Origin of the sequence: Streptococcus mitis (genome assembly GCF_003942965.1) — a bacterium.
Taxonomy (GTDB): domain Bacteria; phylum Bacillota; class Bacilli; order Lactobacillales; family Streptococcaceae; genus Streptococcus; species Streptococcus mitis_BH.
The window spans coordinates 20,131-42,550 of the sequence record NZ_RJOG01000005.1 but is presented as its reverse complement, the minus strand read 5'-3'; the positions used below and the strand labels follow the sequence as shown (position 1 = coordinate 42,550).

The 22,420-nt window shown below is 40.7% G+C and carries 23 protein-coding genes and 1 pseudogene; all 24 read left to right on the top strand.

Annotation, left to right across the window (positions count from 1 at the left end; genetic code table 11):
- The first annotated feature begins 75 nt into the window (after positions 1 to 75).
- Positions 76 to 3,174 carry a DEAD/DEAH box helicase gene (locus D8837_RS02385; RefSeq protein WP_125456077.1) on the top strand — a complete coding sequence of 1,033 codons (3,099 nt, stop codon included), beginning with the start codon at positions 76 to 78 and terminating at the stop codon, positions 3,172 to 3,174.
- A 47-nt stretch (positions 3,175 to 3,221) separates the two neighbouring features.
- Positions 3,222 to 3,839, top strand: coding sequence for a cystathionine gamma-synthase (locus D8837_RS02380; RefSeq protein ID WP_125456076.1), 618 nt, complete (start codon positions 3,222 to 3,224; stop codon positions 3,837 to 3,839).
- A 10-nt stretch (positions 3,840 to 3,849) separates the two neighbouring features.
- Positions 3,850 to 5,184, top strand: coding sequence for a UDP-N-acetylmuramate--L-alanine ligase (gene murC, locus D8837_RS02375; RefSeq protein WP_125456075.1), 1,335 nt, complete (start codon positions 3,850 to 3,852; stop codon positions 5,182 to 5,184).
- Between the two features lie 9 nt (positions 5,185 to 5,193).
- Positions 5,194 to 5,658, top strand: a complete 465-nt coding sequence (locus D8837_RS02370) for a GNAT family N-acetyltransferase (protein ID WP_125456074.1) — start codon at positions 5,194 to 5,196, stop codon at positions 5,656 to 5,658.
- Positions 5,655 to 6,149 carry a GNAT family N-acetyltransferase gene (locus tag D8837_RS02365; RefSeq protein ID WP_125456073.1) on the top strand — a complete coding sequence of 165 codons (495 nt, stop codon included), beginning with the start codon at positions 5,655 to 5,657 and terminating at the stop codon, positions 6,147 to 6,149. Before D8837_RS02370 ends, D8837_RS02365 begins: the two co-directional genes overlap by 4 nt.
- 79 nt (positions 6,150 to 6,228) lie before the next feature.
- A pseudogene (locus D8837_RS09845) lies at positions 6,229 to 6,657 on the top strand (aminodeoxychorismate lyase); the annotation flags it as partial.
- 75 nt (positions 6,658 to 6,732) lie between these two features.
- Positions 6,733 to 7,905: an endolytic transglycosylase MltG gene (gene mltG / locus D8837_RS02360; protein ID WP_398575064.1), complete on the top strand. Its 1,173-nt coding sequence runs from the start codon at positions 6,733 to 6,735 to the stop codon at positions 7,903 to 7,905.
- 60 nt (positions 7,906 to 7,965) lie between these two features.
- Positions 7,966 to 8,448 (top strand): transcription elongation factor GreA, encoded by a 483-nt coding sequence (gene greA / locus D8837_RS02355; RefSeq protein ID WP_125443734.1) that lies wholly within the window; start codon positions 7,966 to 7,968, stop codon positions 8,446 to 8,448.
- Positions 8,449 to 8,522: 74 nt separating this feature from the next.
- Positions 8,523 to 9,887, top strand: coding sequence for an amino acid permease (locus D8837_RS02350; RefSeq protein ID WP_185755644.1), 1,365 nt, complete (start codon positions 8,523 to 8,525; stop codon positions 9,885 to 9,887).
- Between the two features lie 100 nt (positions 9,888 to 9,987).
- Entirely contained in the window at positions 9,988 to 10,398 is a 411-nt protein-coding gene (locus tag D8837_RS02345) for a GNAT family N-acetyltransferase (RefSeq protein WP_125456071.1), read from the top strand.
- A gap of 45 nt (positions 10,399 to 10,443) precedes the next feature.
- Positions 10,444 to 10,584 carry a hypothetical protein gene (locus D8837_RS02340; RefSeq protein WP_125456070.1) on the top strand — a complete coding sequence of 47 codons (141 nt, stop codon included), beginning with the start codon at positions 10,444 to 10,446 and terminating at the stop codon, positions 10,582 to 10,584.
- Positions 10,585 to 10,763: 179 nt separating this feature from the next.
- Entirely contained in the window at positions 10,764 to 11,609 is an 846-nt protein-coding gene (locus D8837_RS02335) for an ABC transporter ATP-binding protein (protein ID WP_125456069.1), read from the top strand.
- A 15-nt stretch (positions 11,610 to 11,624) separates the two neighbouring features.
- The gene (locus D8837_RS02330; RefSeq protein WP_125456068.1) at positions 11,625 to 12,353 is read left to right on the top strand and encodes a hypothetical protein; all 729 of its coding nucleotides are present in this window, start codon (positions 11,625 to 11,627) and stop codon (positions 12,351 to 12,353) included.
- A gap of 380 nt (positions 12,354 to 12,733) precedes the next feature.
- On the top strand, positions 12,734 to 12,943 hold the full coding sequence (locus D8837_RS02325) for a helix-turn-helix transcriptional regulator (RefSeq protein ID WP_020902217.1): 210 nt from the start codon (positions 12,734 to 12,736) through the stop codon (positions 12,941 to 12,943).
- Positions 12,933 to 13,421 carry a DUF6773 family protein gene (locus D8837_RS02320; RefSeq protein WP_049511001.1) on the top strand — a complete coding sequence of 163 codons (489 nt, stop codon included), beginning with the start codon at positions 12,933 to 12,935 and terminating at the stop codon, positions 13,419 to 13,421. The genes D8837_RS02325 and D8837_RS02320 overlap by 11 nt, the downstream gene beginning before the upstream one ends.
- A gap of 115 nt (positions 13,422 to 13,536) precedes the next feature.
- Positions 13,537 to 14,997, top strand: coding sequence for a nicotinate phosphoribosyltransferase (locus D8837_RS02315; protein WP_125456067.1), 1,461 nt, complete (start codon positions 13,537 to 13,539; stop codon positions 14,995 to 14,997).
- Positions 14,994 to 15,818, top strand: a complete 825-nt coding sequence (gene nadE, locus D8837_RS02310; protein WP_125456066.1) for an ammonia-dependent NAD(+) synthetase — start codon at positions 14,994 to 14,996, stop codon at positions 15,816 to 15,818. The genes D8837_RS02315 and nadE overlap by 4 nt, the downstream gene beginning before the upstream one ends.
- A 301-nt stretch (positions 15,819 to 16,119) precedes the next feature.
- Entirely contained in the window at positions 16,120 to 16,668 is a 549-nt protein-coding gene (locus D8837_RS02305) for a GNAT family N-acetyltransferase (protein WP_125456065.1), read from the top strand.
- Positions 16,669 to 16,834: 166 nt separating this feature from the next.
- The gene (ccdA2, locus tag D8837_RS02300; RefSeq protein WP_070482145.1) at positions 16,835 to 17,545 is read left to right on the top strand and encodes a thiol-disulfide oxidoreductase-associated membrane protein CcdA2; all 711 of its coding nucleotides are present in this window, start codon (positions 16,835 to 16,837) and stop codon (positions 17,543 to 17,545) included.
- A gap of 13 nt (positions 17,546 to 17,558) precedes the next feature.
- Positions 17,559 to 18,122, top strand: coding sequence for a redoxin family protein (locus D8837_RS02295; protein ID WP_125456064.1), 564 nt, complete (start codon positions 17,559 to 17,561; stop codon positions 18,120 to 18,122).
- Positions 18,123 to 18,131: 9 nt separating this feature from the next.
- Positions 18,132 to 19,244: a peptide-methionine (R)-S-oxide reductase MsrB gene (msrB, locus tag D8837_RS02290; protein ID WP_125456063.1), complete on the top strand. Its 1,113-nt coding sequence runs from the start codon at positions 18,132 to 18,134 to the stop codon at positions 19,242 to 19,244.
- A 70-nt stretch (positions 19,245 to 19,314) separates the two neighbouring features.
- On the top strand, positions 19,315 to 20,052 hold the full coding sequence (locus D8837_RS02285) for a response regulator transcription factor (protein ID WP_049502099.1): 738 nt from the start codon (positions 19,315 to 19,317) through the stop codon (positions 20,050 to 20,052).
- Positions 20,049 to 21,740, top strand: a complete 1,692-nt coding sequence (locus tag D8837_RS02280) for a cache domain-containing sensor histidine kinase (RefSeq protein WP_125456062.1) — start codon at positions 20,049 to 20,051, stop codon at positions 21,738 to 21,740. Before D8837_RS02285 ends, D8837_RS02280 begins: the two co-directional genes overlap by 4 nt.
- Before the next feature lie 114 nt (positions 21,741 to 21,854).
- Positions 21,855 to 22,418, top strand: a complete 564-nt coding sequence (locus D8837_RS02275; protein WP_185755643.1) for a TIGR01440 family protein — start codon at positions 21,855 to 21,857, stop codon at positions 22,416 to 22,418.
- Positions 22,419 to 22,420 lie beyond the last annotated feature (2 nt).

Genomic DNA, 22,420 nt, shown 5'->3' with positions numbered 1-22,420 from the left:
AGAAAAGTCTTCCTAGAAGGCTATTTTCATAGGCGAAAATATGGTATAATAAAAAGATAAGGTAAAGGTAAAAATATGGCTAAATTGATTCCGGGGAAGGTCCGTATCGAAGGCGTTGCCCTTTATGAAACTGGTAAGGTTGACATCATCAAGGAAAAGAACAATCGGCTCTACGCTCGCGTTGCAGAAGAAGAACTGCGCTATAGTTTAGAGGATGATTTGGTTTTTTGCGCCTGCGATTTTTTCCAAAAGAGAGGCTACTGTGTGCATTTGGCGGCGCTGGAGCATTTTTTGAAAAATGATGAGCGGGGTCAGGAAATCTTGCAGAGTCTGGAAGAAGGTCATGAAGAAAAAGAGGCCGTTGAAACCAAGGTGACCTTGGGTGGCAAGTTTTTGGACCGAATCTTATCTCCAAAATCAGAACGAGCCTATGAATTATCGGCTGTGGGTCAAGTGGAAGCAGGAACCAATCATATCTTGTGGACCCTGAGAATCGGGCAAATCAATAGCCAAAAATACTATGTTATTCGGGATATTCCACTCTTTTTAAAAGCCGTCGAGAAGAGAAAATCCTATATGATTGGCAAGATTTATGAGGAGTCTCTTTCTTGGGAATCCTTTGATGAGGCCAGCCAAGAACTTCTGACTTTCTTGCGTGGACTGATGGAGGAAGGACAGGCTCCAGAGCTCTTTTTCCAAAACCAAGGTAGGCATCTCTTTTTCCCTCTGACATTTTTTGAGCAGGGTGTGAATTTACTGATGACCTTGCCCCATTTTCAATTTGACCACCAAGTGGATAGCTACCAGACCCTACTTTTTCAGGATATGCATGCTGGTGCCAATCTCTTTGCCTTTACAGTAACAGAATACTCGGACTATTTTGAAATGGAAATCAGTGAGAGTCCAAGGGTCAATGTCTTTTATCAGGGAGCTGTGCTTTTCCATAAAGGACAGGTTTATTTTCTAAGAGACCAGCAGATGCGCCTTCTCAAGGAAGTCAAAGCGCTACCTTTGGATCAACATGGGAAGAAATACCTGCAATTTGATAGCAGTGATCGCGATAAGTTGGCTTCTTGTCTGACTCTTTTTAACCAGATGGGGACTGTCTCAGCTCCAGAACGCTTACAAATCAAAACGTTTTCTCCATCGTTTTACTTTGACAGGGAAGAAGACAATCGGATTCGTTTAGAAATCCAGTTTGACTATGGGGATAGACAGGTATCTAGCCGACAAGAGCTAGAAGAATTGCCCTTTTCGAGTGACGCGGACTTAGAAGAAAGAATTTTCCAAGTCTGTCTGGCTGCAGGTTTTGAAGCAGACTTTCAATCTTGGCGTCAGGCCTTAAAAGCAGAGTCTGTCTATCATTTCTTCCATGATATCATTCCGGTTTTTGAAGAACTCGGGGATGTTGACCTATCAGACAAGTTAGAAGAACTCTATAACCTAGCGAGTCCTCAAGTGCAGATTGCTTCCAAGGGAGGTCTCTTGGAAATCCAGTTTGATTTTCAAGATATTGCCCAGGAGGAAATTGACCAAGCCATGCAGGCCTTGGTTGACAATCAAGATTTTTACATTGATTCGTCCAATCAAGTTTATTTTTTCGATGAAGAAACCAAGAAAATTCGCCAAAATTTACAAGAACTGGGGCAATTTGAACTAAAAGATGGCTCCTTGCAGGCTCGGAAATCCTTGGCCTACAGTTTAGCTCATCTCTTTGAAGGGCGAGACCGTGTTTCTTTTTCACAAGAATTCCAGAATCTGGCCCACGATTTGACGCATCCAGAGGACTTTCCTTTGCAAGCAACTCAGGTTCAGGCTGACTTGCGAGATTATCAGGAAAAGGGAATCGGCTGGCTGCAAATGCTCCATCATTATGGTTTTGGTGGGATTTTGGCTGATGATATGGGATTGGGGAAAACCCTTCAGACCATTGCTTTTTTGACCAGTCAAGTGACAAAAGAAAGTCGAGTCTTGATTTTAGCTCCGTCTGGTTTGATCTACAACTGGGCAGATGAATTTCAGAAATTTGCCCCACAGTTGGATGTGGCTGTCGTTCATGGTTTGAAAGCTAGTCGTGAAGAGATTCTTGCTGAGAGCCATCAAATCTATGTGACGAGTTATGCCACCTTCCGTCAGGACAGTGAACTTTATCAGGGGATGGCCTTTGACTTCCTTTTCTTGGATGAAGCTCAGGTCATGAAAAATGCCCAGACCAAGATTGCCCAGACCTTGAGACAATTTGTGGTGCCGTCGGTCTTTGCCTTGTCAGGAACTCCTATTGAAAATCATTTAGGTGAGTTGTGGTCTATTTTCCAAATCGTCATGCCAGGACTCTTGCCAAGCAAGAAAGAATTTATGAAATTGCCAGCTGAGCGCGTGGCTCAGTTTATCAAACCTTTCGTCATGCGGCGCAAGAAAGAAGAAGTTCTGAATGAATTGCCAGACTTGATTGAAGTAGTTTATAAGAATGAACTGGAAGACCAGCAAAAGGCTATCTATCTAGCTCAGTTGCAACAGATGCGGGACCGTCTGGCTCAAGTTTCAGATCAGGAATTTCAGCGAAGTCGAGTGGAAATCTTATCTGGTCTGATGCGCTTGCGCCAAATCTGTGACACTCCTGCCCTCTTTATGGAAGATTATCAGGGAGCCAGTGGCAAACTGGATAGCCTTCGAGACCTGCTGGTACAGGTGGCAGATGGTGGACACCGTGTCTTGATTTTCTCACAGTTCAAGGGAATGTTGGAAAAAATTGAACAAGAACTGCCAGACTTGGGCTTGACTTCCTTTAAAATTACGGGTTCAACCCCAGCCAAGGAAAGACAAGACATGACCAAGGCCTTTAACCAAGGAGAAAGAGATGCCTTTCTGATTTCCCTCAAGGCTGGTGGTGTCGGTCTGAATCTGACAGGTGCTGATACGGTTATTTTGGTTGACCTTTGGTGGAATCCTGCGGTGGAAGCGCAAGCCATTGGCCGTGCCCATCGTATGGGGCAGGAAGAAACGGTTGAGGTCTATCGCTTAGTGACCAGGGGAACCATTGAAGAAAAAATTCAGGAACTCCAAGAACAAAAGAAACATCTGGTGTCACAAGTATTGGACGGAACAGAGTCGCGTGGCAGTCTGACCCTAGCAGAAATTAGAGAAATTTTGGGGATTTCTGAAGCCAGCACTTGAAAAATCAAGACAATACGCTATAATGAAGTGTTGAAAGGAAATAGAAAATGAGAGAAGAACGATTTCCATTGGTGTCAGATGATGAGGTCATGTTGACTGAGATGCCAGTCATGGACCTCTATGATGAATCTGACTTTATCAGTAATATCAAGGGAGAATACCGTGATAAGAATTATCTGGAGTGGGCTCCTATTACTGAAGAAAAACCAGTCAAACCGGTTGAAAAGCAAGTAGAGAAACCTAAGAAGGCTGGTTTAGGGGTTAAGAAAGAAGGAAAGAGCTATGCGGAGGTGGCACGCGAAGAAGCGCGTGCGGACTTGAAAAAGAAACGCTCAGCAAGCTATCTGACCAAGGACATCACTCCTACAAGACGCCATACTCAGCCAAGTCCAGTTAGACAGGGCAATCAACCGACAGCGCCTTTCCAAAAGGAAAATCCTGGTGAATTTGTCAAATACAGTCAAAAATTGACCCAGTCTCATTATATCTTGGCGGAAGAAGTGAGCCATATTTCTACTCAAACAGAGAAAACAGAAACTGCAGGTCCAAAGAAAAACAACTATGATTTTTTGAAGAAGAGCCAAATCTACAATAAAAAGAATCAACAAAAAGAACAAGAACGTCAGGTTGCCCAAGAGTTGAATCTGACAAGAATTACGGAATAGGGGAGAAAACATGTCAAAGACATATCATTTTATCGGAATTAAGGGATCAGGGATGAGTGCCTTGGCCTTGATGTTGCACCAAATGGGACACAAGGTACAGGGATCTGATGTTGAAAAGTATTACTTCACTCAACGCGGTCTTGAGCAGGCAGGGATTACCATTCTTCCTTTTGATGAAAAGAATCTAGATGGAGATATGGAAATTATCGCTGGAAATGCCTTTCGTCCAGATAACAACGTCGAAATTGCCTATGCGGACAAAAATGGCATCAGCTACAAACGTTACCATGAATTCCTAGGTAGCTTTATGCGCGATTTTGTCAGCATGGGAGTTGCTGGAGCTCACGGAAAAACTTCAACGACAGGTATGTTGTCTCATGTCTTGTCTCATATCACAGATACTAGCTTCTTGATTGGAGATGGGACAGGTCGTGGTTCAGCCAATGCAAAATATTTTGTCTTTGAATCTGACGAATATGAGCGCCATTTTATGCCTTACCACCCAGAATACTCTATTATCACCAACATTGACTTTGACCATCCAGACTATTTCACAAGTCTAGAGGATGTTTTCAATGCCTTTAACGACTATGCTAAACAAATTACCAAGGGTCTTTTTGTCTACGGTGAAGATGTAGAATTGCGTAAAATTACGTCTGATGCGCCAATCTATTATTACAGTTTTGAAGCTGAGGGGAATGACTTTGTAGCTAGTGATCTTCTTCGTTCAACAACTGGTTCGACCTTTACCGTTCATTTCCGTGGTCAAGAATTGGGGCAATTCCATATTCCAACCTTTGGTCGTCACAATATCATGAATGCGACAGCAGTGATTGGATTGCTTTACACAGCAGGCTTTGATTTGAACTTGGTACGTGAACACTTGAAAACATTTGCTGGTGTTAAGCGTCGTTTCACTGAAAAAATTGTCAATGACACGGTGATTATCGATGACTTTGCCCACCATCCAACAGAAATCATTGCAACCTTGGATGCTGCTCGTCAAAAATACCCAAGCAAGGAAATCGTCGCAATCTTCCAACCGCATACTTTTACAAGAACAATCGCTTTGTTGGATGACTTTGCCCACGCTTTGAACCAAGCGGATGCGGTTTATCTAGCACAAATCTATGGTTCTGCGCGTGAAGTAGACCATGGTGATGTCAAGGTAGAAGACCTAGCTAATAAAATCAACAAGAAACACCAAGTCATCACTGTTGAAAATGTTTCTCCACTCCTAGACCATGACAATGCTGTTTATGTCTTTATGGGAGCAGGAGACATCCAAACCTATGAATACTCATTTGAACGTCTCTTGTCTAACTTAACAAGCAATGTTCAATAGGATGTTCTCATGGAAATTCCAATTAAGATTATTCAGGCAAGTAAGTCTGATTTGGCTGAGATAGAGGCACTTCAAACTTCATCTTTTTTATCTGAAAAGCAGCAACCTTCCCATATTCTAGAAGAAAGTATCCGTAAGTCTGCGGATACCTTTCTTCTAGCTAGGGATGAAAATCAGCTTCTGGGCTATGTCCTAGGTGGTCCTTACCCACACAATCCGCAGTGTCTAAAAATACACTCTTTAGTCATCGAGGCTGACCATCAGAGACAGGGCTTGGGAACACTTCTTCTTGCAGCCTTGAAAGAGGTGGCAGTTGAGCTGGATTACAAAGCTATTCGTTTGGAGAGTCCTGATGAGTTGCTTTCCTACTTTGAAATGAACGGTTTTATTGATGAAGAAGCAACTTCGCTTTATGTAGCTAGTCAAGATTTTAGTATGATTTGGTTTAATCCCTTTTATCTGGAGGCACAATGAAAATCAGACAAGCAAAATTAGAAGATTTGGATCGGATTGTCGAGATTGAACTAGAGAATTTCTCAGTAGAAGAAGCCATTCCTCGATCTGTTTTTGAAGCGCATTTGCGAGAAATTCAGACTTCTTTTCTGGTTGCAGAAAAAGAAGGCAGAATCATGGGTTATATAGAAGGGCCAGTTGCCCCCCACCGCCATCTGCTAGATCAGTCTTTTACAGAAGAAATAGAAGATTATAGTCATGAGTCTGGTGGCTATATCTCTGTAACCTGTCTCTCTATTGCCAAAGAGGCACAGGGCCTAGGACTTGGTCAGAAATTACTAACAGCCTTGAAAGAACTGGCTCTTGAACACGAAAGAGAAGGTATTAACCTAACCTGTCATGACTATCTCATCGCTTACTATGCAAAGCATGGATTTGTCAATGAAGGTCTGTCCCAGTCAACCTTTGCAGGCGAAACTTGGTATGATATGGTCTGGGAAGCTAAAAAATAAGCCAGAATAGCATGCTAGGTTGCTTTTCTTTCGTTTTTAAGATATAATATTATGGATTGTCAACGAGGAGGATAAACTTTTGAGTGAAAAGCCAAGAGAAGACGAAAAATTAAGCTTTAAAGAGCAAATTTTACGTGATCTAGAAAAAGTAAAACGTTATGAAGGGATTCGCCAAGAGGCCACTGAGCTTGCTGAAAAAAAATCAGCTTTCTCTGTCCCTGACACAAAAATTGCTGATGAAGATGTGATGAATGCATCCCTGTCAGCTGTTGAAAAAATTATAGAGAATGCACCACGTGTTTCACGACATCCCAATGAAGACGTGCCTGCATCCCCAGCAGAGGAAGTAAGGGAAGAAGCTTCAATCGTTCCTAGTTATCCTAGTCAAGATGTGCCAGCTTCACCAGCTGAAGAAAGTCCATCAAGACCGATTCCGGGACCAGAAGCCGTTCGTCCTGAAAAAGATTTCAATACAACCCCAACAAGAGTAGCAGTTTCCTATAAGACAGCAGAGAAAACAGAAGACCAAGTAGGTTCAGAAACATCGGTACCTGCTACAGAAACAGTAGATATCGTAAGTGACATGCCACGTCGTAGTCGTCGTGAGACAGTCAAACCAGTCAAGAAAAAATCACATTTGAAGGCTTTCTTCATTTCTTTATTGGTTTTTCTTGCCTTGATTTCGGCAGGTGGTTACTTCGGTTACCAGTATGTTCAATCATCTTTATTACCAGTTGATGCAAATTCTAAGGAATATGTAACGGTTCAAATCCCAGAGGGATCAAATGTCCAAGAAATCGGATCAATTCTTGAGCATTCTGGTGTGATTAAACACGGTGTGATTTTTGCTTTCTATGCAAAATATAAGAATTATTCAGATTTGAAGGCTGGATATTACAATTTGCAAAAGAGCATGAGTACAGAGGATATCATCAAGGAACTACAAAAAGGTGGTACAGCTGAGCCTCAAGAACCGTCACTTGCAGATTTGACCATTCCAGAAGGATATACAATTGAGCAAATCGCCCAAACTGTAGGTCAATTAAAAGGTGAATTTAAAGAGCCTTTAACTGCTGATGCTTTCTTGGCTAAAGTTCAAGATGACAACTTTATCAGCCAAGAAATTGCTAAATATCCAAACCTACTCGAAAGCTTGCCCAAAAAAGAAAGTGGAGTCCGCTATCGTTTAGAAGGTTTCCTCTTCCCAGCGACTTACTCTATCAAGGAAAGCACAACTCTTGATAGCTTGATTGATGAGATGTTGGCAGCTATGGACAAGACTTTGGCACCTCATTACAGTACCATTAAATCTAAAAACTTGACAGTTAATGAATTGCTAACAATTGCTTCTCTTGTTGAAAAAGAAGGTGCTAAGACTGAAGATCGTAAGTTAATTGCAGGTGTTTTTTACAATCGTTTAAATTTAGGAATACCTTTACAAAGTAATATTGCAATCTTGTATGCTCAAGGAAAACTTGGCCAAAAGATTAGCCTAGCTGATGATGCTGGAATTGATACATCGATTAATTCACCATACAATGTTTATACAAATCTTGGCCTTATGCCTGGCCCAGTAGATAGCCCAAGTCAGGATGCGATTGAAGCAAGTATCAACCAAACAAAGAGTGAGAACCTCTACTTTGTGGCTAATGTAACAGATGGAAAAGTTTATTACGCTGTTACTCAGGAAGAACATGATCGTAATGTAGCTGAACACGTTAATAGCAAGCTTGCTCAAAATGGTGGCTCAAATTAAGGCTACAAAAATGGTAATCTCAGATAGAGATTCAATACTATCGAAAGAAAGTTGAGAAAAATGTCAGAAAAAATATATCCTATGACCCTTGAGGAAAAGGAAAAACTTGAAAAAGAATTAGAAGAATTAAAATTGGTTCGTCGTCCAGAAGTCATTGAACGCATTAAGATTGCTCGTTCGTACGGTGACCTTTCAGAAAACAGTGAGTACGAAGCAGCTAAGGATGAACAAGCCTTTGTCGAAGGACAAATCTCTAGCTTGGAAACAAAAATCCGTTATGCTGAAATCGTTAATAGCGACTCAGTTGCGGATGATGAAGTGGCGATTGGTAAAACGGTCACTATCCAAGAAATTGGTGAGGACGAGGAAGAAGTTTATATTATTGTAGGTTCAGCGGGTGCAGATGCCTTTGCAGGTAAGGTTTCAAATGAAAGCCCAATTGGACAAGCCTTGATTGGCAAGAAAACAGGTGACACAGCAACCATTGAAACACCTGTTGGTAGCTATGATGTAAAAATCTTGAAGGTTGAAAAAACAGCCTAAAAAAAGAAAAAGGAGTGGGGAGGCTGTGCGCTTCACTCACTCCTTTTTCCATTTTAAATTGAATTGGAGACTATATGAGTTCAAAGAAGAAAAAAAATAAGATGGAGCGTGGTCTGACCAATCGTCACGTGCAGGTTATGGCCATTGCTGGAACAATCGGAACAGGACTCTTTTTGGGAGCGGGGCGCTCTATCAGCCTAACAGGTCCTTCCATTGTACTGATTTATATGATTACTGGGGCTTTCATGTTCCTCATGATGCGTGCGGTTGGGGAAATGCTCTACCAAGACCCTGAGCAACATACCTTTATCAACTTTATCACGCGCCATTTGGGTAAGGGCTGGGGCTACTTCTCAGTTTGGTCTTACTGGTTATCCGTTGTCTTTATCGGTATGGCGGAAATCACTGCGATCTCTCACTATGTTCAGTTTTGGTTCCCTAGCTGGCCAAGTTGGATGATTGAGATTGGATTTTTGACCATTCTAGCCTTGGTGAATCTGATAGCAGTTAAGTTATTTGGAGAAGTTGAATTTTGGTTTGCTATGGTCAAGATTGTGGCTATTTTAGCTATGATTGCTACTGGTGTTTTTATGGTTTTAACTGGTTTTGAGACACCACATGGTATGGCTAGCTTGTCCAATATTACGAATCAATTCTCGCTTTTTCCTAATGGTATAATGAGTTTTGTTATGGCTTTTCAGATGGTATTCTTTGCCTATCTGATGATTGAGTTTATCGGGGTGACAACTTCTGAAACGAAGAATCCTCGTCAGGTATTGCCAAAAGCCGTTAAGGAAATTCCTTTGCGTATCGTCTTTTTCTATGGTGGAGCTCTCTTGGCCATTATGTCCATTATTCCTTGGCGTGAACTTGCATCGGCTGATTCTCCCTTTGTTACGGTGTTTGAATTGGCAGGTATCAAGTGGGCGGCAGCCTTGATTAACTTCGTCGTTTTGACCTCAGCAGCATCTGCTCTTAACTCAACCCTTTATTCAACAGGTCGTCATTTGTACCAGATTGCCCATGATTCACCAAATCCATTCTTAAAGGCGATTAAGGCGGATACTCTTTCTCGCCACAATGTGCCACAAAATGCCATCATCGCTTCAGCAATCTTGATTGCCCTAGCAGCCTTTATCAACGTCTTGCCAGGTGTTTCGGATGCCTTTGCCTTGATTACAGCATCATCATCAGGTGTCTATATCGCTATTTATATCTTGATTATGGTGGCTCACCTTAAATACCGCAAGTCACCAGACTTTATGGCGGATGGCTATCTCATGCCCCATTATCGTTTCCTAAATCCTTTAACCATGCTCTTCTTTGCCTTTGTCTTTGTAACCCTCTTTTTACAAGAGTCTACATTTGTAGGAGCAATTGGTTCAGCTATCTGGATTATCGGTTTTGGTATTTATAGCCAGTGGAAATTTAGAAAATAGATTAAAGACTCATCAACTCAGGTTGGTGGGTTTTTGCTAGTTTGACAGTCTATTGAAATAAGATTATAATCAAGCTGTAACAGTGTTTAAGGAGGTTTAGATGTACTTTAGATTGGAAAACAAGGAGTCTCAGAAGGCGCACGAAATAGGGAATCTGATTCGTGTTTATAACCGTTCAAAAAGAGAAGAAGCTGAAAGTGAGCCACTTAATCTTTATGTCGAAGATGAAAAGGGAAATCTCCTTGCAGGTTTGATAGCAGAGACTTTTGGAAATTGGCTAGAAATCGAGTATTTATTTGTAAAAGAGGAACTGAGAGGGCAAGGAATCGGTTCAAAACTATTGCAGCAAGCAGAAACTGAAGCTAAGAATCGAAACTGTCGTTTTGCTTTTGTCAATACTTACCAGTTTCAAGCTCCAAATTTTTATAAAATGCATGGATACAAGGAAGTTTTTACCTTACAAGACTATCCCTACACAGGACAAAGATTTTATTACCAAAAGAATCTGTAAGGTGAATATGAAAGCATAAATAAAAGAGGGGTTCTTGACATAAGTATGAAGGGGATTCTCGATAAATACCAGTTAAATCCTACAAATTGTGTCTGTCTAGGTGATATTGAGGACAATGCAATCGCAGCTGAGACATTAGATGTGAAATCTTACGATGCCGTCGATTTTTTGAAAAAAATTGAATAAGCAGAAAACTCTCTATCATTTAGGTGGTAGAGGTTTTTTGTTAATAAAATTTTACAAAATGACATTTATATATTGCATTAAGTTAGATATATGATATAATAATGTTGAAAAGAGGCGCAACTTTTTAAAATTAATGAGAATCAAAGAGAAAACCGAGAATATTAATGGAGGAATAAAAAATGGAAGTTATAAATGTAAGTAAAAATTATGGTCATTCAATCATTCTCAAAGATATAAATTTTGAACTTAATAAGGGTGAAATTGTTGGTCTAGTAGGGAGAAACGGAGTTGGCAAGAGTACATTGATGAAAATTCTTGTTCAGAATAATCAACCGACTTCAGGGAATATTATAAGTAGTGATAATGTTGGGTATTTAATCGAAGAACCAAAATTATTTTTATCTAAAACAGGTTTAGAGAATTTAAAGTATTTGTCAAATTTATATGATGTTGACTACAATCAAGAAAGATTTGGAAGTTTGATTCAAGAGTTAGATTTGACTCAGTCTATTAATAAAAAAGTAAAGACCTATTCTTTGGGTACAAAACAAAAATTAGCTTTACTTTTAACCCTCGTTACAGAACCTGATGTGTTAATTTTAGATGAGCCGACTAATGGTTTAGATATTGAATCGTCACAAATAGTTTTAGCGGTTCTAAAAAATTTAGCTTTACATGAAAACGTGGGAATTTTAATATCGAGTNATAAATTAGAAGATATTGAAGAAATTTGTGAGAGGGTCCTTTTCTTGGAGAACGGGCTTTTGACATTCCAAAAAGTAGGAAAAGATAGTCATAATTGCTTGTTTGAGATAGCTTTTTCATCAGCTACAGATAGAGACATTTTCATTACCAAACAAGAATTTGGAGATATTGTTCAGGAAGAGGGACTGAGAATTACTATGTCTGGGAATATTCAAAGTAGTGAGCTTTTTAAATTTTTTAACGAAAACTCTATTAAAGTAGTTGATTTTGAAACTAAAAAAGAGACGATTAAAGATATTTATCTAAATCGTTCAAAATAAAGGAAGGTTATAATCATGAAATTAAATAAATTGAATTTTCTTAAGGAAAATATAAGGGATTTATATTCATCAGGCGTAATATATCTCGGTTTGATTATCTCGTTTATACCGCCGATATTGGTTACATTCTTTATTCTAAAGACTCAAGGGACATCGCTTGGTATTAAGCATATTTCAAACTTTTATGCTATGCTCGGTATGTTAATGGCTGTTATACATGCTAATCGAGTCATTAGTAGAGATTTTTCCCACAATACGATAAGTTTGTTTTATAATCAACAGAAGAATCGGATGATTTACGTCTTGTCTAATTTTCTATATGCCATCTCAGTTTCCATTATTTATGCTTTGAATGGCATTGTGCTACTAGTCATCGTAAGTAAATTGGGTGTTCCAGGTGATTTAGGATTAGATTTTATAGTAGCCATTGTAGTCAATACAATTTTGTTAGTCCTATTNTATTTTCTATTATCTTACACTTTCTATTTATACAAATTGAAAAGTGGCTTGGTATTTGGTATTTTAGTAGCTTTACTACTATTTATCCCTAATATATTAAATACGATTATGATGAATACTAGTAATGATTTGTTTATCAAAGCAATTGAACTTCTTCCTTTTTATTCCTTACCTGTATTTGTTGCTTCAAATACGATGTCTATTAGTCAGTATCTTGTGGTAATCACTACAATCATTTTATTGTATTTTTTCACTCTTAAGAAAAGCAAGGAGTATTCATTTTAGTTTCGTTTAGTATTATTTTGCAGACTTAAAATCTAGTAAAAAAATCAGTCATCTTGCTATGCCCTTGCTCTTGCAGTGTACACGTTTTTGTCTTATGCTAGACTCATTTCCAAAAGCATTATATAATAGTGATATGAAATCAACAAAATAAGAAATACAATCAATCAAAACTCGTTTAAAAGACCCTACTAAAGCTAATACTAAACAAAAAATCAAATAGCAAACTAGGAAGTTTATTTCAAACAATCCAACATACTGATTTTAGGCTGAAGATAATATTGGAGTGCTAATTAATGAGGTTATAATAAATAGCTGACAGCTTGTGTTGGTTTTGGATTTTTTAAGAGTAGATGAGTATTAAAACTATAAGGAGGACGCAGGTGGCTAAAAATTTAAAATTAAAATTAGCTCGGGTAGAGCTTGATTTAACTCAAGGTCAACTAGCAGATGCTGTCGGGGTGACGCGCCAGACTATTGGTTTGATAGAGGCGGGAAAATATAATCCCAGTCTCTCGCTCTGCCAGTCCATTTGCAGATGTTTAGGGAAAACCCTAGACCAACTATTTTGGGAGGAAGAAGATGGTAAATAAATTCATTCATTATCAATTACTTGATGAAAGAGAAGAACAACTAATCAATAAAGCTGGAGCGGAATCCTTTACCCTCTTCATTGGGCTTGTGCTTCTAAGCTATTTGGTGGCTGTATTAGCTCCCTCTCTTTTTAATCCGAATTTTCTAGTCTATACTCTGATAGTAGGAATTTTCTTCTTTTTCAATCGTGCCCGTTATCTGGGAGTGACCTACTATAGTCGTTTTCATTTTACGATTTTGGGTTGTTTTTTCCTAACCTTGGCTATTACGGCTCTTTTGATGTTGCAGAATTATCAATTCAACATAGAAATTTATCAGCACAATCCTTTGAACATTAAATACCTGTCTGCTTGGGCGATTACTTATGTCATTTACCTTCCTTGGGTTTTTATAGGCAATCTCGGTCTGAAGAGCTATGGTGAATGGGCTCAGAAAAAATTTGAGCAAGATATGGATGAACTGGAGAGTGGTGAATAGCTTGTTACTCTTTTCTCAATCCAGCTAAAATGTGTTATAATAGTACTAATTTATTGGAACACATGAAAGTTCTTGAAATTTTTCATTGGTTTCTAGTTAAGGAAGTAGGAAAAGTATGTATCCAGATGATAGTTTGACATTGCACACGGACTTGTACCAGATTAACATGATGCAGGTTTACTTTGACCAAGGGATTCACAATAAAAAGGCGGTCTTTGAGGTTTATTTCCGCCAACAGCCTTTTAAAAATGGATATGCAGTTTTTGCAGGTTTGGAAAGAATTGTGAATTATCTTGAAGACCTGCGTTTTTCAGATAGTGATATTGCCTATTTGGAGTCGCTAGGCTATCATGGGGCATTCTTGGACTATCTCCGCAATTTCAAGTTGGAGTTGACGCTTCGTTCTGCCCAAGAAGGGGACTTGGTTTTTGCTAATGAACCGATTGTGCAGGTGGAAGGCCCTCTAGCTCAATGTCAGTTGGTCGAAACGGCTCTTTTGAACATCGTCAACTACCAGACCTTAGTGGCGACTAAGGCAGCTCGTATTCGTTCGGTTATAGAAGATGAACCCTTGATGGAGTTTGGGACACGTCGGGCTCAAGAAATGGATGCGGCCATCTGGGGAACACGCGCAGCGGTGATTGGTGGAGCCAATGGAACTAGCAACGTGCGTGCTGGTAAACTCTTTAATATTCCTGTTTTGGGGACCCATGCCCATGCCTTGGTACAGGTTTATGGTAACGACTATGAGGCCTTCAAGGCTTACGCTGCGACCCACAAAAACTGTGTCTTTCTTGTAGATACCTATGACACCCTTCGCATTGGAGTACCCGCTGCCATTCAGGTGGCTCGTGAGCTGGGTGACCAGATTAACTTTATGGGTGTGCGGATTGACTCTGGGGATATTGCCTACATTTCCAAGAAAGTTCGTCAGCAACTGGACGAGGCTGGATATACAGAGGCTAAGATTTATGCTTCTAATGATTTGGACGAAAATACTATCCTAAACCTCAAGATGCAAAAGGCTAAGATTGATGTCTGGGGTGTGGGTACCAAGCTGATTACAGCCTATGACCAACCAGCTCTTGGGGCAGTTTACAAGATTGTTGCGATTGAAGATGAAAATGGTAACATGCGCAATACCATTAAGCTGTCTAATAATGCGGAAAAAGTGTCTACGCCAGGTAAGAAGCAAGTGTGGCGGATTACCAGTCGTGAAAAAGGCAAGTCAGAAGGAGACTATATCACTTATGATGGTGTGGATGTGAGCGACATGACAGAAATCAAGATGTTCCATCCGACCTATACTTACATCAAGAAGACTGTTCGTAATTTTGATGCCGTGCCTCTCTTGGTGGATATCTTCAAAGACGGGAAATTGATTTACAACCTGCCTAGCTTGACTGAGATTCAGGCTTATGCTCGTAAGGAATTTGACAAGCTTTGGGATGAGTATAAGCGCGTGCTCAATCCGCAACACTATCCAGTGGATTTGGCGCGTGATGTATGGCAAGACAAGATGGACTTGATTGACAAAATGCGCAAGAAAGCTCTTGGTGAAGGAGAAGAAGAATGAGTTTGCAAGAAACGATTATCCAAGAGCTGGGTGTCAAACCGGTGATTGATGCCCAGGAAGAAATCCGTCGTTCTATTGATTTCTTAAAAAGATACCTGAAAAAACATCACTTCCTAAAAACCTTTGTACTAGGGATTTCTGGAGGGCAGGACTCGACTTTAGCAGGACGATTGGCTCAACTGGCCATGGAAGAACTGCGAGCAGAGACAGGGAATGATAGCTACAAATTTATCGCTGTCCGCCTGCCTTATGGAGTACAAGCCGATGAAGCAGATGCTCAAAAAGCCCTAGCATTCATCCAGCCAGATGTCAGCTTGGTTGTGAATATCAAGGAATCAGCTGACGCCATGACGGCAGCAGTTGAAGCGACAGGTAGTCCTGTTTCAGACTTCAACAAGGGCAATATTAAGGCTCGTTGCCGTATGATTGCTCAGTATGCCCTTGCTGGTTCCCATAGCGGAGCGGTCATTGGAACAGACCACGCTGCGGAAAATATCACAGGCTTTTTTACCAAGTTTGGTGACGGTGGTGCGGATATTCTCCCTCTTTACCGCCTCAATAAGCATCAAGGAAAACAACTCTTGAAGGAACTTGGTGCAGACCCAGCCCTTTATGAAAAAATCCCAACAGCAGACTTAGAGGAAGACAAACCAGGTCTAGCTGATGAAGTGGCGCTCGGAGTCACTTATGAAGAGATTGACGACTACCTAGAAGGCAAAACAATCAGCCCAGAAGCTCAAGCGATCATTGAAAACTGGTGGCACAAGGGCCAACATAAACGCCACCTACCCATCACTGTCTTTGATGACTTTTGGGAGTGAAAACCTCCAGTGGAGGTTTTCAGCTTCTCACCTTGAAATAAGAAAGTGAGAGAAGGTTCGGTAACTCACAGAGTTCGATTTCGTCGTCTCACCCCCGCAACGATGACTATGTTTGAAAAAGCTTGCTAGAGCGCATTTCAAACCAGACAGCGACTGCGTCAAGGGTTTACCCCGAGCATGGAAACAAGTAAGCGAGGAAGGTCAGGTGGACCTTTTTAGCTTATTACCTTGAAATTAAAAAGCAAAGCAAATCTAAATGGAGATTGAATAGAAATCATATATCAGAAAGCGAGGCAGCATCATGAAAGCAATCGGAACGAAAATGTTACAGACAGAACGTTTAATCTTGCGAAGATTTGTAGAAAGTGATGCAGAAGCCATGTTTCAGAATTGGGCTTCATCCGCTGAGAATCTGACCTATGTCACCTGGGATCCTCATTCTGATGTCGAGGTGACTCGAAACTCGATTCGTAACTGGGTTGCATCCTATACCAATCCCAACTATTACAAATGGGCTATTTGTCTCAAAGAAAATCCGGAGAAAGTTATAGGAGATATCAGCATCGTTGCAATAGATGAGAACAATTCTTCTTGTGAAATTGGCTATGTACTAGGCAAGGTTTACTGGGGACATGGGATTATGACAGAAGCCTTGAAAGCTGTCTTGGACTTCTGTTTTACTCAAGCAGGTTTTCAAAAAGTTAGAGCTCGATATGCCAGTCTCAATCCAGCTTCAGGTCGTGTCATGGAGAAGGCTGGAATGTCCTATCTAAAAACTATTGCCAATGGTGTGGAGAGAAAAGGCTATTTTGCGGACCTTATTTATTATCAGATAAGTAGGGAAGACTAGTGAAGTTTCTTTTCAGTTTCCATCAAAGTCAGACCTTGTCTGGCTTTTTTTGAACCATTTTTTACATAACCTGATTAAATTCCTATTTTTCCCTATCATTGTCCCTGTTTTTTCTGGAGTTTTAGGGCTATAATAGTCCTATCAAATCAAAGAATGGAGGAAGGCAATGGATAATATAATCTTTTTAATCAGTGTTTTTCTTGCTGGAATTCTTTCCTTCTTTTCTCCTTGTATTTTACCCTTGTTACCGGTTTATGCAGGGGTCTTGTTGGATGATAAAGATGGTGCTCAGGCTTCTAGTGGGAAATTTTCAATCTCACTTGTTAGTTTATTAAGAACTTTGGCCTTTATAGCGGGTATTTCTTTTATCTTTATCTTACTGGGATATGGTGCTGGTTTTTTAGGAGACCTTTTGTATGCCTCTTGGTTTCAGTATGTGACGGGTGCGGTTATCATTCTTTTGGGTTTGCACCAGATGGAAGTCTTACATTTTCAGGGACTCTACAAGGAAAGAAGGCTACAATTAAAGAGACAGGGGCAAAAGGGTAAGGGCTATAGTCAGGCATTTTTACTGGGGTTGACCTTTAGTTTTGCTTGGACGCCTTGTGTGGGGCCGGTTCTTGGCTCTGTTTTGGCTTTAGCGGCTTCAGGTGGCTCCGGTGCTTGGCAGGGAGCTGGTCTCATGTTAATCTATACGCTGGGTCTAGCACTACCATTTTTGGTTTTAGCTCTAGCCTCCAGCTATGTTTTGAAACATTTCCGAAAACTCCATCCTTATCTAGGAACTCTCAAAAAAGTGGGTGGTTTCCTAATTATCGTGATGGGAATCTTGGTGCTTTTGGGAAATGCTTCCATTTTGACTACATTATTTGAATAGAGAGGAAAAAGAAATGAAGAAATGGCAAACATGTCTCCTTGGAGTAGGCTCAATCTGTTGCTTGGCAGCTTGTTCGGCTAAAAACATGTCAGACGAAGCTACTATGAAGGAGCAAACGAAAACAGAACAAGTCAGTTCGCAAACTGCCACCAAGGGGCAAGCAGTCGCTGATTTTGAATTGATGGGAGTAGATGGCAAGACCTACCGCTTGTCTGATTACAAGGGCAAGAAAGTCTATCTCAAATTCTGGGCTTCTTGGTGTTCTATCTGTCTGGCTAGTCTTCCGGATACGGATGAAATTGCTAAGGATGCTGGTGATGATTATGTAGTTTTGACGGTAGTGTCACCAGGACACAAGGGGGAACAAGCAGAAGCAGACTTTAAGAACTGGTACAAGGGCTTGGATTATAAAAATATTCCAGTTCTAATTGATTCATCAGGAAAACTTTTGGAAAGTTATGGTGTCCGTTCTTACCCAACTCAAGCCTTTATAGACAAGGAAGGTAAGCTGGTCAAAACACAACCAGGTTTTATGGATAAGGATATGATTTTAAAGACATTGAAAGAAATGGGGTAGAGAAAGGTCATGAATGATAAAGTAAAATTGTTTGTCTTGGCAGGAATCTTTTTCCTAGCCATAAGCGGTTTCTATTTTCTATTGATGCGAAATGCAGGGCAGACAGATAGCTCGCAAATTGAGAAAGCATCAGTTAGCCAAGGAGGAAAAACAGTGAAAAAAACAGAAGTGAGTAAAGATGCAGACTTGCACGAAATTTATCTGGCTGGAGGTTGTTTCTGGGGAGTTGAGGAATATTTCTCACGCGTTCCCGGAGTGACAGATGCCGTTTCAGGCTATGCAAATGGTAGAGGGGAAACAACCAAGTACGAATTGATTAACCAAACAGGTCATGCGGAGACTGTTCATGTTACTTATGATGCCAAACAAATTTCCCTAAAAGAAATCCTACTTCATTACTTCCGCATTATCAATCCAACCAGCAAAAATAAACAAGGAAATGATGTGGGAACCCAGTACCGTACTGGTGTTTATTACACAGATGACAAGGATTTAGAGGTGATTAACCAAGTCTTTGATGAGGTGGCTAAGAAATACGATCAACCTCTAGCAGTTGAAAAGGAGATCTTGAAGAATTTTGTAGTGGCTGAGGATTACCATCAAGACTATCTCAAGAAAAATCCAAATGGCTACTGCCATATCAATGTTAATCAGGCAGCCTATCCCGTCATTGATGCCAGCAAATATCCCAAACCAAGCGATGAAGAATTGAAAAAAACCCTGTCACCTGAGGAGTATGCAGTTACCCAGAAAAATCAAACAGAACGAGCTTTTTCAAACCGTTACTGGGATAAATTTGAATCTGGTATCTATGTGGATGTAGCAACTGGTGAACCTCTCTTTTCATCAAAGGATAAGTTTGAGTCTGGTTGTGGCTGGCCTAGTTTTACCCAACCCATCAGTCCAGATGTTGCCACCTACAAGGAAGATAAGTCTTACAATATGACACGCATGGAAGTGCGAAGCCGAGTTGGAGATTCTCACCTTGGCCATGTCTTTACAGATGGGCCTCAGGACAAGGGGGGCTTGCGCTACTGTATTAATAGTCTCTCTATCCGCTTTATTCCCAAAGACCAAATGGAAGAAAAAGGTTACTCTTATTTACTAGATTATGTTGATTAAGAAGTCTTTCCTAAGCAGTTAGAGGAGAATTTTGCTATACTGATACTAGTAAGTGACAAAGGAGAGAAGCATGACCTATACAATCTTAATCGTAGAAGATGAATATCTGGTAAGACAAGGATTGACCAAGCTGGTCAATGTAGCAGCCTACGATATGGAAATCATCGGTCAAGCTGAAAATGGAAGGCAGGCTTGGGACTTGATCCAAAAACAGGTGCCAGATATTATTTTAACCGATATCAACATGCCTCAGCTAAATGGCATTCAGTTGGCCAGTCTGGTCCGAGAAACCTATCCTCAGGTGCATTTGGTCTTTTTAACAGGCTACGATGATTTTGATTATGCCTTGTCTGCTGTAAAACTCGGTGTGGATGATTACCTACTCAAGCCCTTTTCTCGTCAGGATATCGAAGAAATGCTGGGGAAAATCAAGCAAAAGTTGGATAAGGAAGAGAAAGAAGAGCAGTTACAAGATTTATTGACCGATAAGTTTGAAGGAAACATGGCCCAGAAAATCCAGTCCCATCTGGCTGATAGCCAGTTTAGTTTAAAGTCTTTAGCAAATGACTTAGGCTTTAGTCCGACTTATTTGAGTTCTTTGATTAAGAAAGAATTGGGCCTGCCTTTTCAGGATTACCTAGTGAGAGAACGTGTCAAACAAGCCAAGCTTTTGCTTTTAACTACCGATCTGAAGATTTATGAGATCGCAGAGAAAGTTGGTTTTGAAGATATGAACTATTTTACCCAACGCTTTAAACAGATTGCAGGTGTGACACCTCGTCAGTTTAAGAAGGGAGAAGGCCGATGAAGCGTTCTTCTCTCCTAGTCAGAATGGTTATTTCCATCTTTCTGGTCTTTCTCATTCTCCTAGCTCTGGTTGGGACTTTCTACTATCAATCTAGTTCCTCGGCCATTGAGGCTACTATTGAGGGCAATAGCCAAACGACTATCAGTCAGACTAGCCACTTTATCCAGTCTTATATCAAAAAATTAGAAACCACCTCGACTAGTTTGACCCAGCAGGCAGATGTCCTGACCTATGCTGAGAATCCCAGTCAAGACAAGGTCAAGGGAATTCGAGATCTATTTTTGACCATCTTAAAGGCAGACCAGGACTTGAAAACGGTAGTTCTGGTCACCAAATCCGGTCAGGTCATTTCTACAGATGATAGTGTGCAAATGAAAACCTCCTCAGATATGATGGCTGAGGACTGGTACCAAAAGGCCATTCATCAGGGAGCCATGCCAGTTTTGACTCCAGCTCGTAAATCAGATAGTCAATGGGTCATTTCTGTCACTCAAGAACTTGTTGATGCAAAGGGAGCTAATCTGGGTGTGCTTCGTTTGGATATTTCTTATGAAACTCTGGAAGCCTATCTCAATCAACTTCAGTTGGGTCAGCAGGGCTTTGCCTTTATCATCAATGAAAACCATGAATTTGTTTATCATCCTCAACATACAGTTTATAGTTCATCTAGCGAAATGGAGGCCATGAAACCCTATATTGAGACAGGGCAGGGTTATACTCCAGACCACCGATCCTATGTCAGTCAGGAAAGGATTGCTGGAACTGATTGGACGGTGCTTGGTGTGTCTTCGCTGGAGAAGTTAGACCAGGTTCGGAGTCAACTCATGTGGACCTTGCTTGGGGCCAGTATCACCTCTCTTCTGGCCTGTCTCTGCTTGGTGTGGTTCAGTCTTAAACGCTGGATTGCTCCTTTGAAGGATTTGAGAGAAACCATGCTGGAAATTGCTTCTGGGACACAAAATCTGCGTGCCAGGGAAGCTGGTGCCTATGAACTGAGAGAAGTGTCTCGTCAGTTCAATGCTATGTTGGATCAGATTGATCAGTTGATGGCAGATGTTCGCATGCAGGAAGAAACGACCCGTCAGTACCAACTTCAAGCTTTATCAAGCCAGATTAATCCGCATTTCCTCTATAACACCTTGGACACTATTATCTGGATGGCTGAATTTCAAGATAGTCAGCGTGTGGTTCAGGTGACCAAGTCCTTGGCTACCTACTTCCGCTTGGCGCTCAATCAAGGAAAGGACTTGATTTGCCTCTCTGACGAAATCAACCATGTTCGCCAGTATCTCTTTATCCAGAAACAACGTTATGGGGACAAGTTGGAATACGAGATTGTTGAAAATCCTGCCTTTGATCATCTAGTCTTGCCTAAGCTGGTCCTACAACCTCTTGTAGAGAATGCCCTTTACCATGGTATCAAGGAGAAGGAAGGTCAGGGACATATTAGAGTTTCTGTCCAGAAACAGGAGATAGGACTAGTCATCCGCATTGAGGATGATGGGGTTGGTTTCCAAGATGCTAGCGATAGTAGTCAAAGTCAACTCAAACGTGGGGGAGTTGGTCTTCAAAACGTTGATCAACGGCTCAAACTTCATTTTGGAGAAGATTACCAAATGAAGATTGATTCTATTCCCTCAAAAGGTACGACAGTTGAAATATACATAAATAGAATAGAAACTAGCTAACTCCCAGTCAATTCTGGGAGTTTTATGCGTAATTGGGCAAGCTTTCTAGGTTGTCTATCTTGCTAAAACGTAGAAAAAACGATATGATAGATAATGACAAAAGAGGTATCAAGTATGAAGGAAAAATACATTCAAAGAGAAACAAGCCAGATTGTAAAAGATGTATTAGAAAAGGCCAATTTGAAGCAAGGATCTATCTTTGTTTTGGGCCTTTCTTCTAGTGAAGTGATAGGTGGTCAGATTGGCAAGGAATCCAGCCAAGAAATTGGGGAAATCATTGTGAAGACCATCCTAGATATCTTAGAGGAAAAAGGAATTCATCTAGCTGTTCAAGGTTGTGAACATGTCAATCGGGCACTCGTCGTTGAACGTCAGTTGGCAGAGCGGTTTGGACTGGAAATGGTCAGTGTCCTTCCTACTCTCCATGCAGGAGGTTCAGGTCAGTTGGCAGCCTTCAAGTTTATGCAAGATCCAGTTGAGGTTGAATTTATCAAGGCTCATGCTGGATTGGATATCGGAGACACTGCAATTGGTATGCATGTCAAGCATGTTCAGGTTCCGATTCGCCCTCTTTTGAGAGAAATTGGTCATGCCCATGTAACGGCTCTTGCTAGCCGTCCAAAATTAATTGGAGGTGCGCGTGCGCATTATCCACAAGATTCTATCAGAAAGTCGTGAGA

Bases quoted from the DNA above. Each gene is read 5' to 3' on its own strand.
- D8837_RS02350 (WP_185755644.1), top strand. From the start codon at position 8,523: ATGAGTTCAAAGAAGAAAAAAAATAAGATGGAGCGTGGTCTGACCAAT.
- D8837_RS02370 (WP_125456074.1), top strand. From the start codon at position 5,194: ATGGAAATTCCAATTAAGATTATTCAGGCAAGTAAGTCTGATTTGGCT.
- D8837_RS02285 (WP_049502099.1), top strand. From the start codon at position 19,315: ATGACCTATACAATCTTAATCGTAGAAGATGAATATCTGGTAAGACAA.
- mltG (WP_398575064.1), top strand. From the start codon at position 6,733: ATGCCACGTCGTAGTCGTCGTGAGACAGTCAAACCAGTCAAGAAAAAA.
- D8837_RS02345 (WP_125456071.1), top strand. From the start codon at position 9,988: ATGTACTTTAGATTGGAAAACAAGGAGTCTCAGAAGGCGCACGAAATA.
- D8837_RS02340 (WP_125456070.1), top strand. From the start codon at position 10,444: ATGAAGGGGATTCTCGATAAATACCAGTTAAATCCTACAAATTGTGTC.
- D8837_RS02295 (WP_125456064.1), top strand. From the start codon at position 17,559: ATGAAGAAATGGCAAACATGTCTCCTTGGAGTAGGCTCAATCTGTTGC.
- nadE (WP_125456066.1), top strand. From the start codon at position 14,994: ATGAGTTTGCAAGAAACGATTATCCAAGAGCTGGGTGTCAAACCGGTG.
- D8837_RS02315 (WP_125456067.1), top strand. From the start codon at position 13,537: ATGTATCCAGATGATAGTTTGACATTGCACACGGACTTGTACCAGATT.
- D8837_RS02280 (WP_125456062.1), top strand. From the start codon at position 20,049: ATGAAGCGTTCTTCTCTCCTAGTCAGAATGGTTATTTCCATCTTTCTG.
- D8837_RS02305 (WP_125456065.1), top strand. From the start codon at position 16,120: ATGAAAGCAATCGGAACGAAAATGTTACAGACAGAACGTTTAATCTTG.
- D8837_RS02275 (WP_185755643.1), top strand. From the start codon at position 21,855: ATGAAGGAAAAATACATTCAAAGAGAAACAAGCCAGATTGTAAAAGAT.
- D8837_RS02320 (WP_049511001.1), top strand. From the start codon at position 12,933: ATGGTAAATAAATTCATTCATTATCAATTACTTGATGAAAGAGAAGAA.
- ccdA2 (WP_070482145.1), top strand. From the start codon at position 16,835: ATGGATAATATAATCTTTTTAATCAGTGTTTTTCTTGCTGGAATTCTT.
- D8837_RS02380 (WP_125456076.1), top strand. From the start codon at position 3,222: ATGAGAGAAGAACGATTTCCATTGGTGTCAGATGATGAGGTCATGTTG.
- murC (WP_125456075.1), top strand. From the start codon at position 3,850: ATGTCAAAGACATATCATTTTATCGGAATTAAGGGATCAGGGATGAGT.
- msrB (WP_125456063.1), top strand. From the start codon at position 18,132: ATGAATGATAAAGTAAAATTGTTTGTCTTGGCAGGAATCTTTTTCCTA.
- greA (WP_125443734.1), top strand. From the start codon at position 7,966: ATGTCAGAAAAAATATATCCTATGACCCTTGAGGAAAAGGAAAAACTT.
- D8837_RS02365 (WP_125456073.1), top strand. From the start codon at position 5,655: ATGAAAATCAGACAAGCAAAATTAGAAGATTTGGATCGGATTGTCGAG.
- D8837_RS02385 (WP_125456077.1), top strand. From the start codon at position 76: ATGGCTAAATTGATTCCGGGGAAGGTCCGTATCGAAGGCGTTGCCCTT.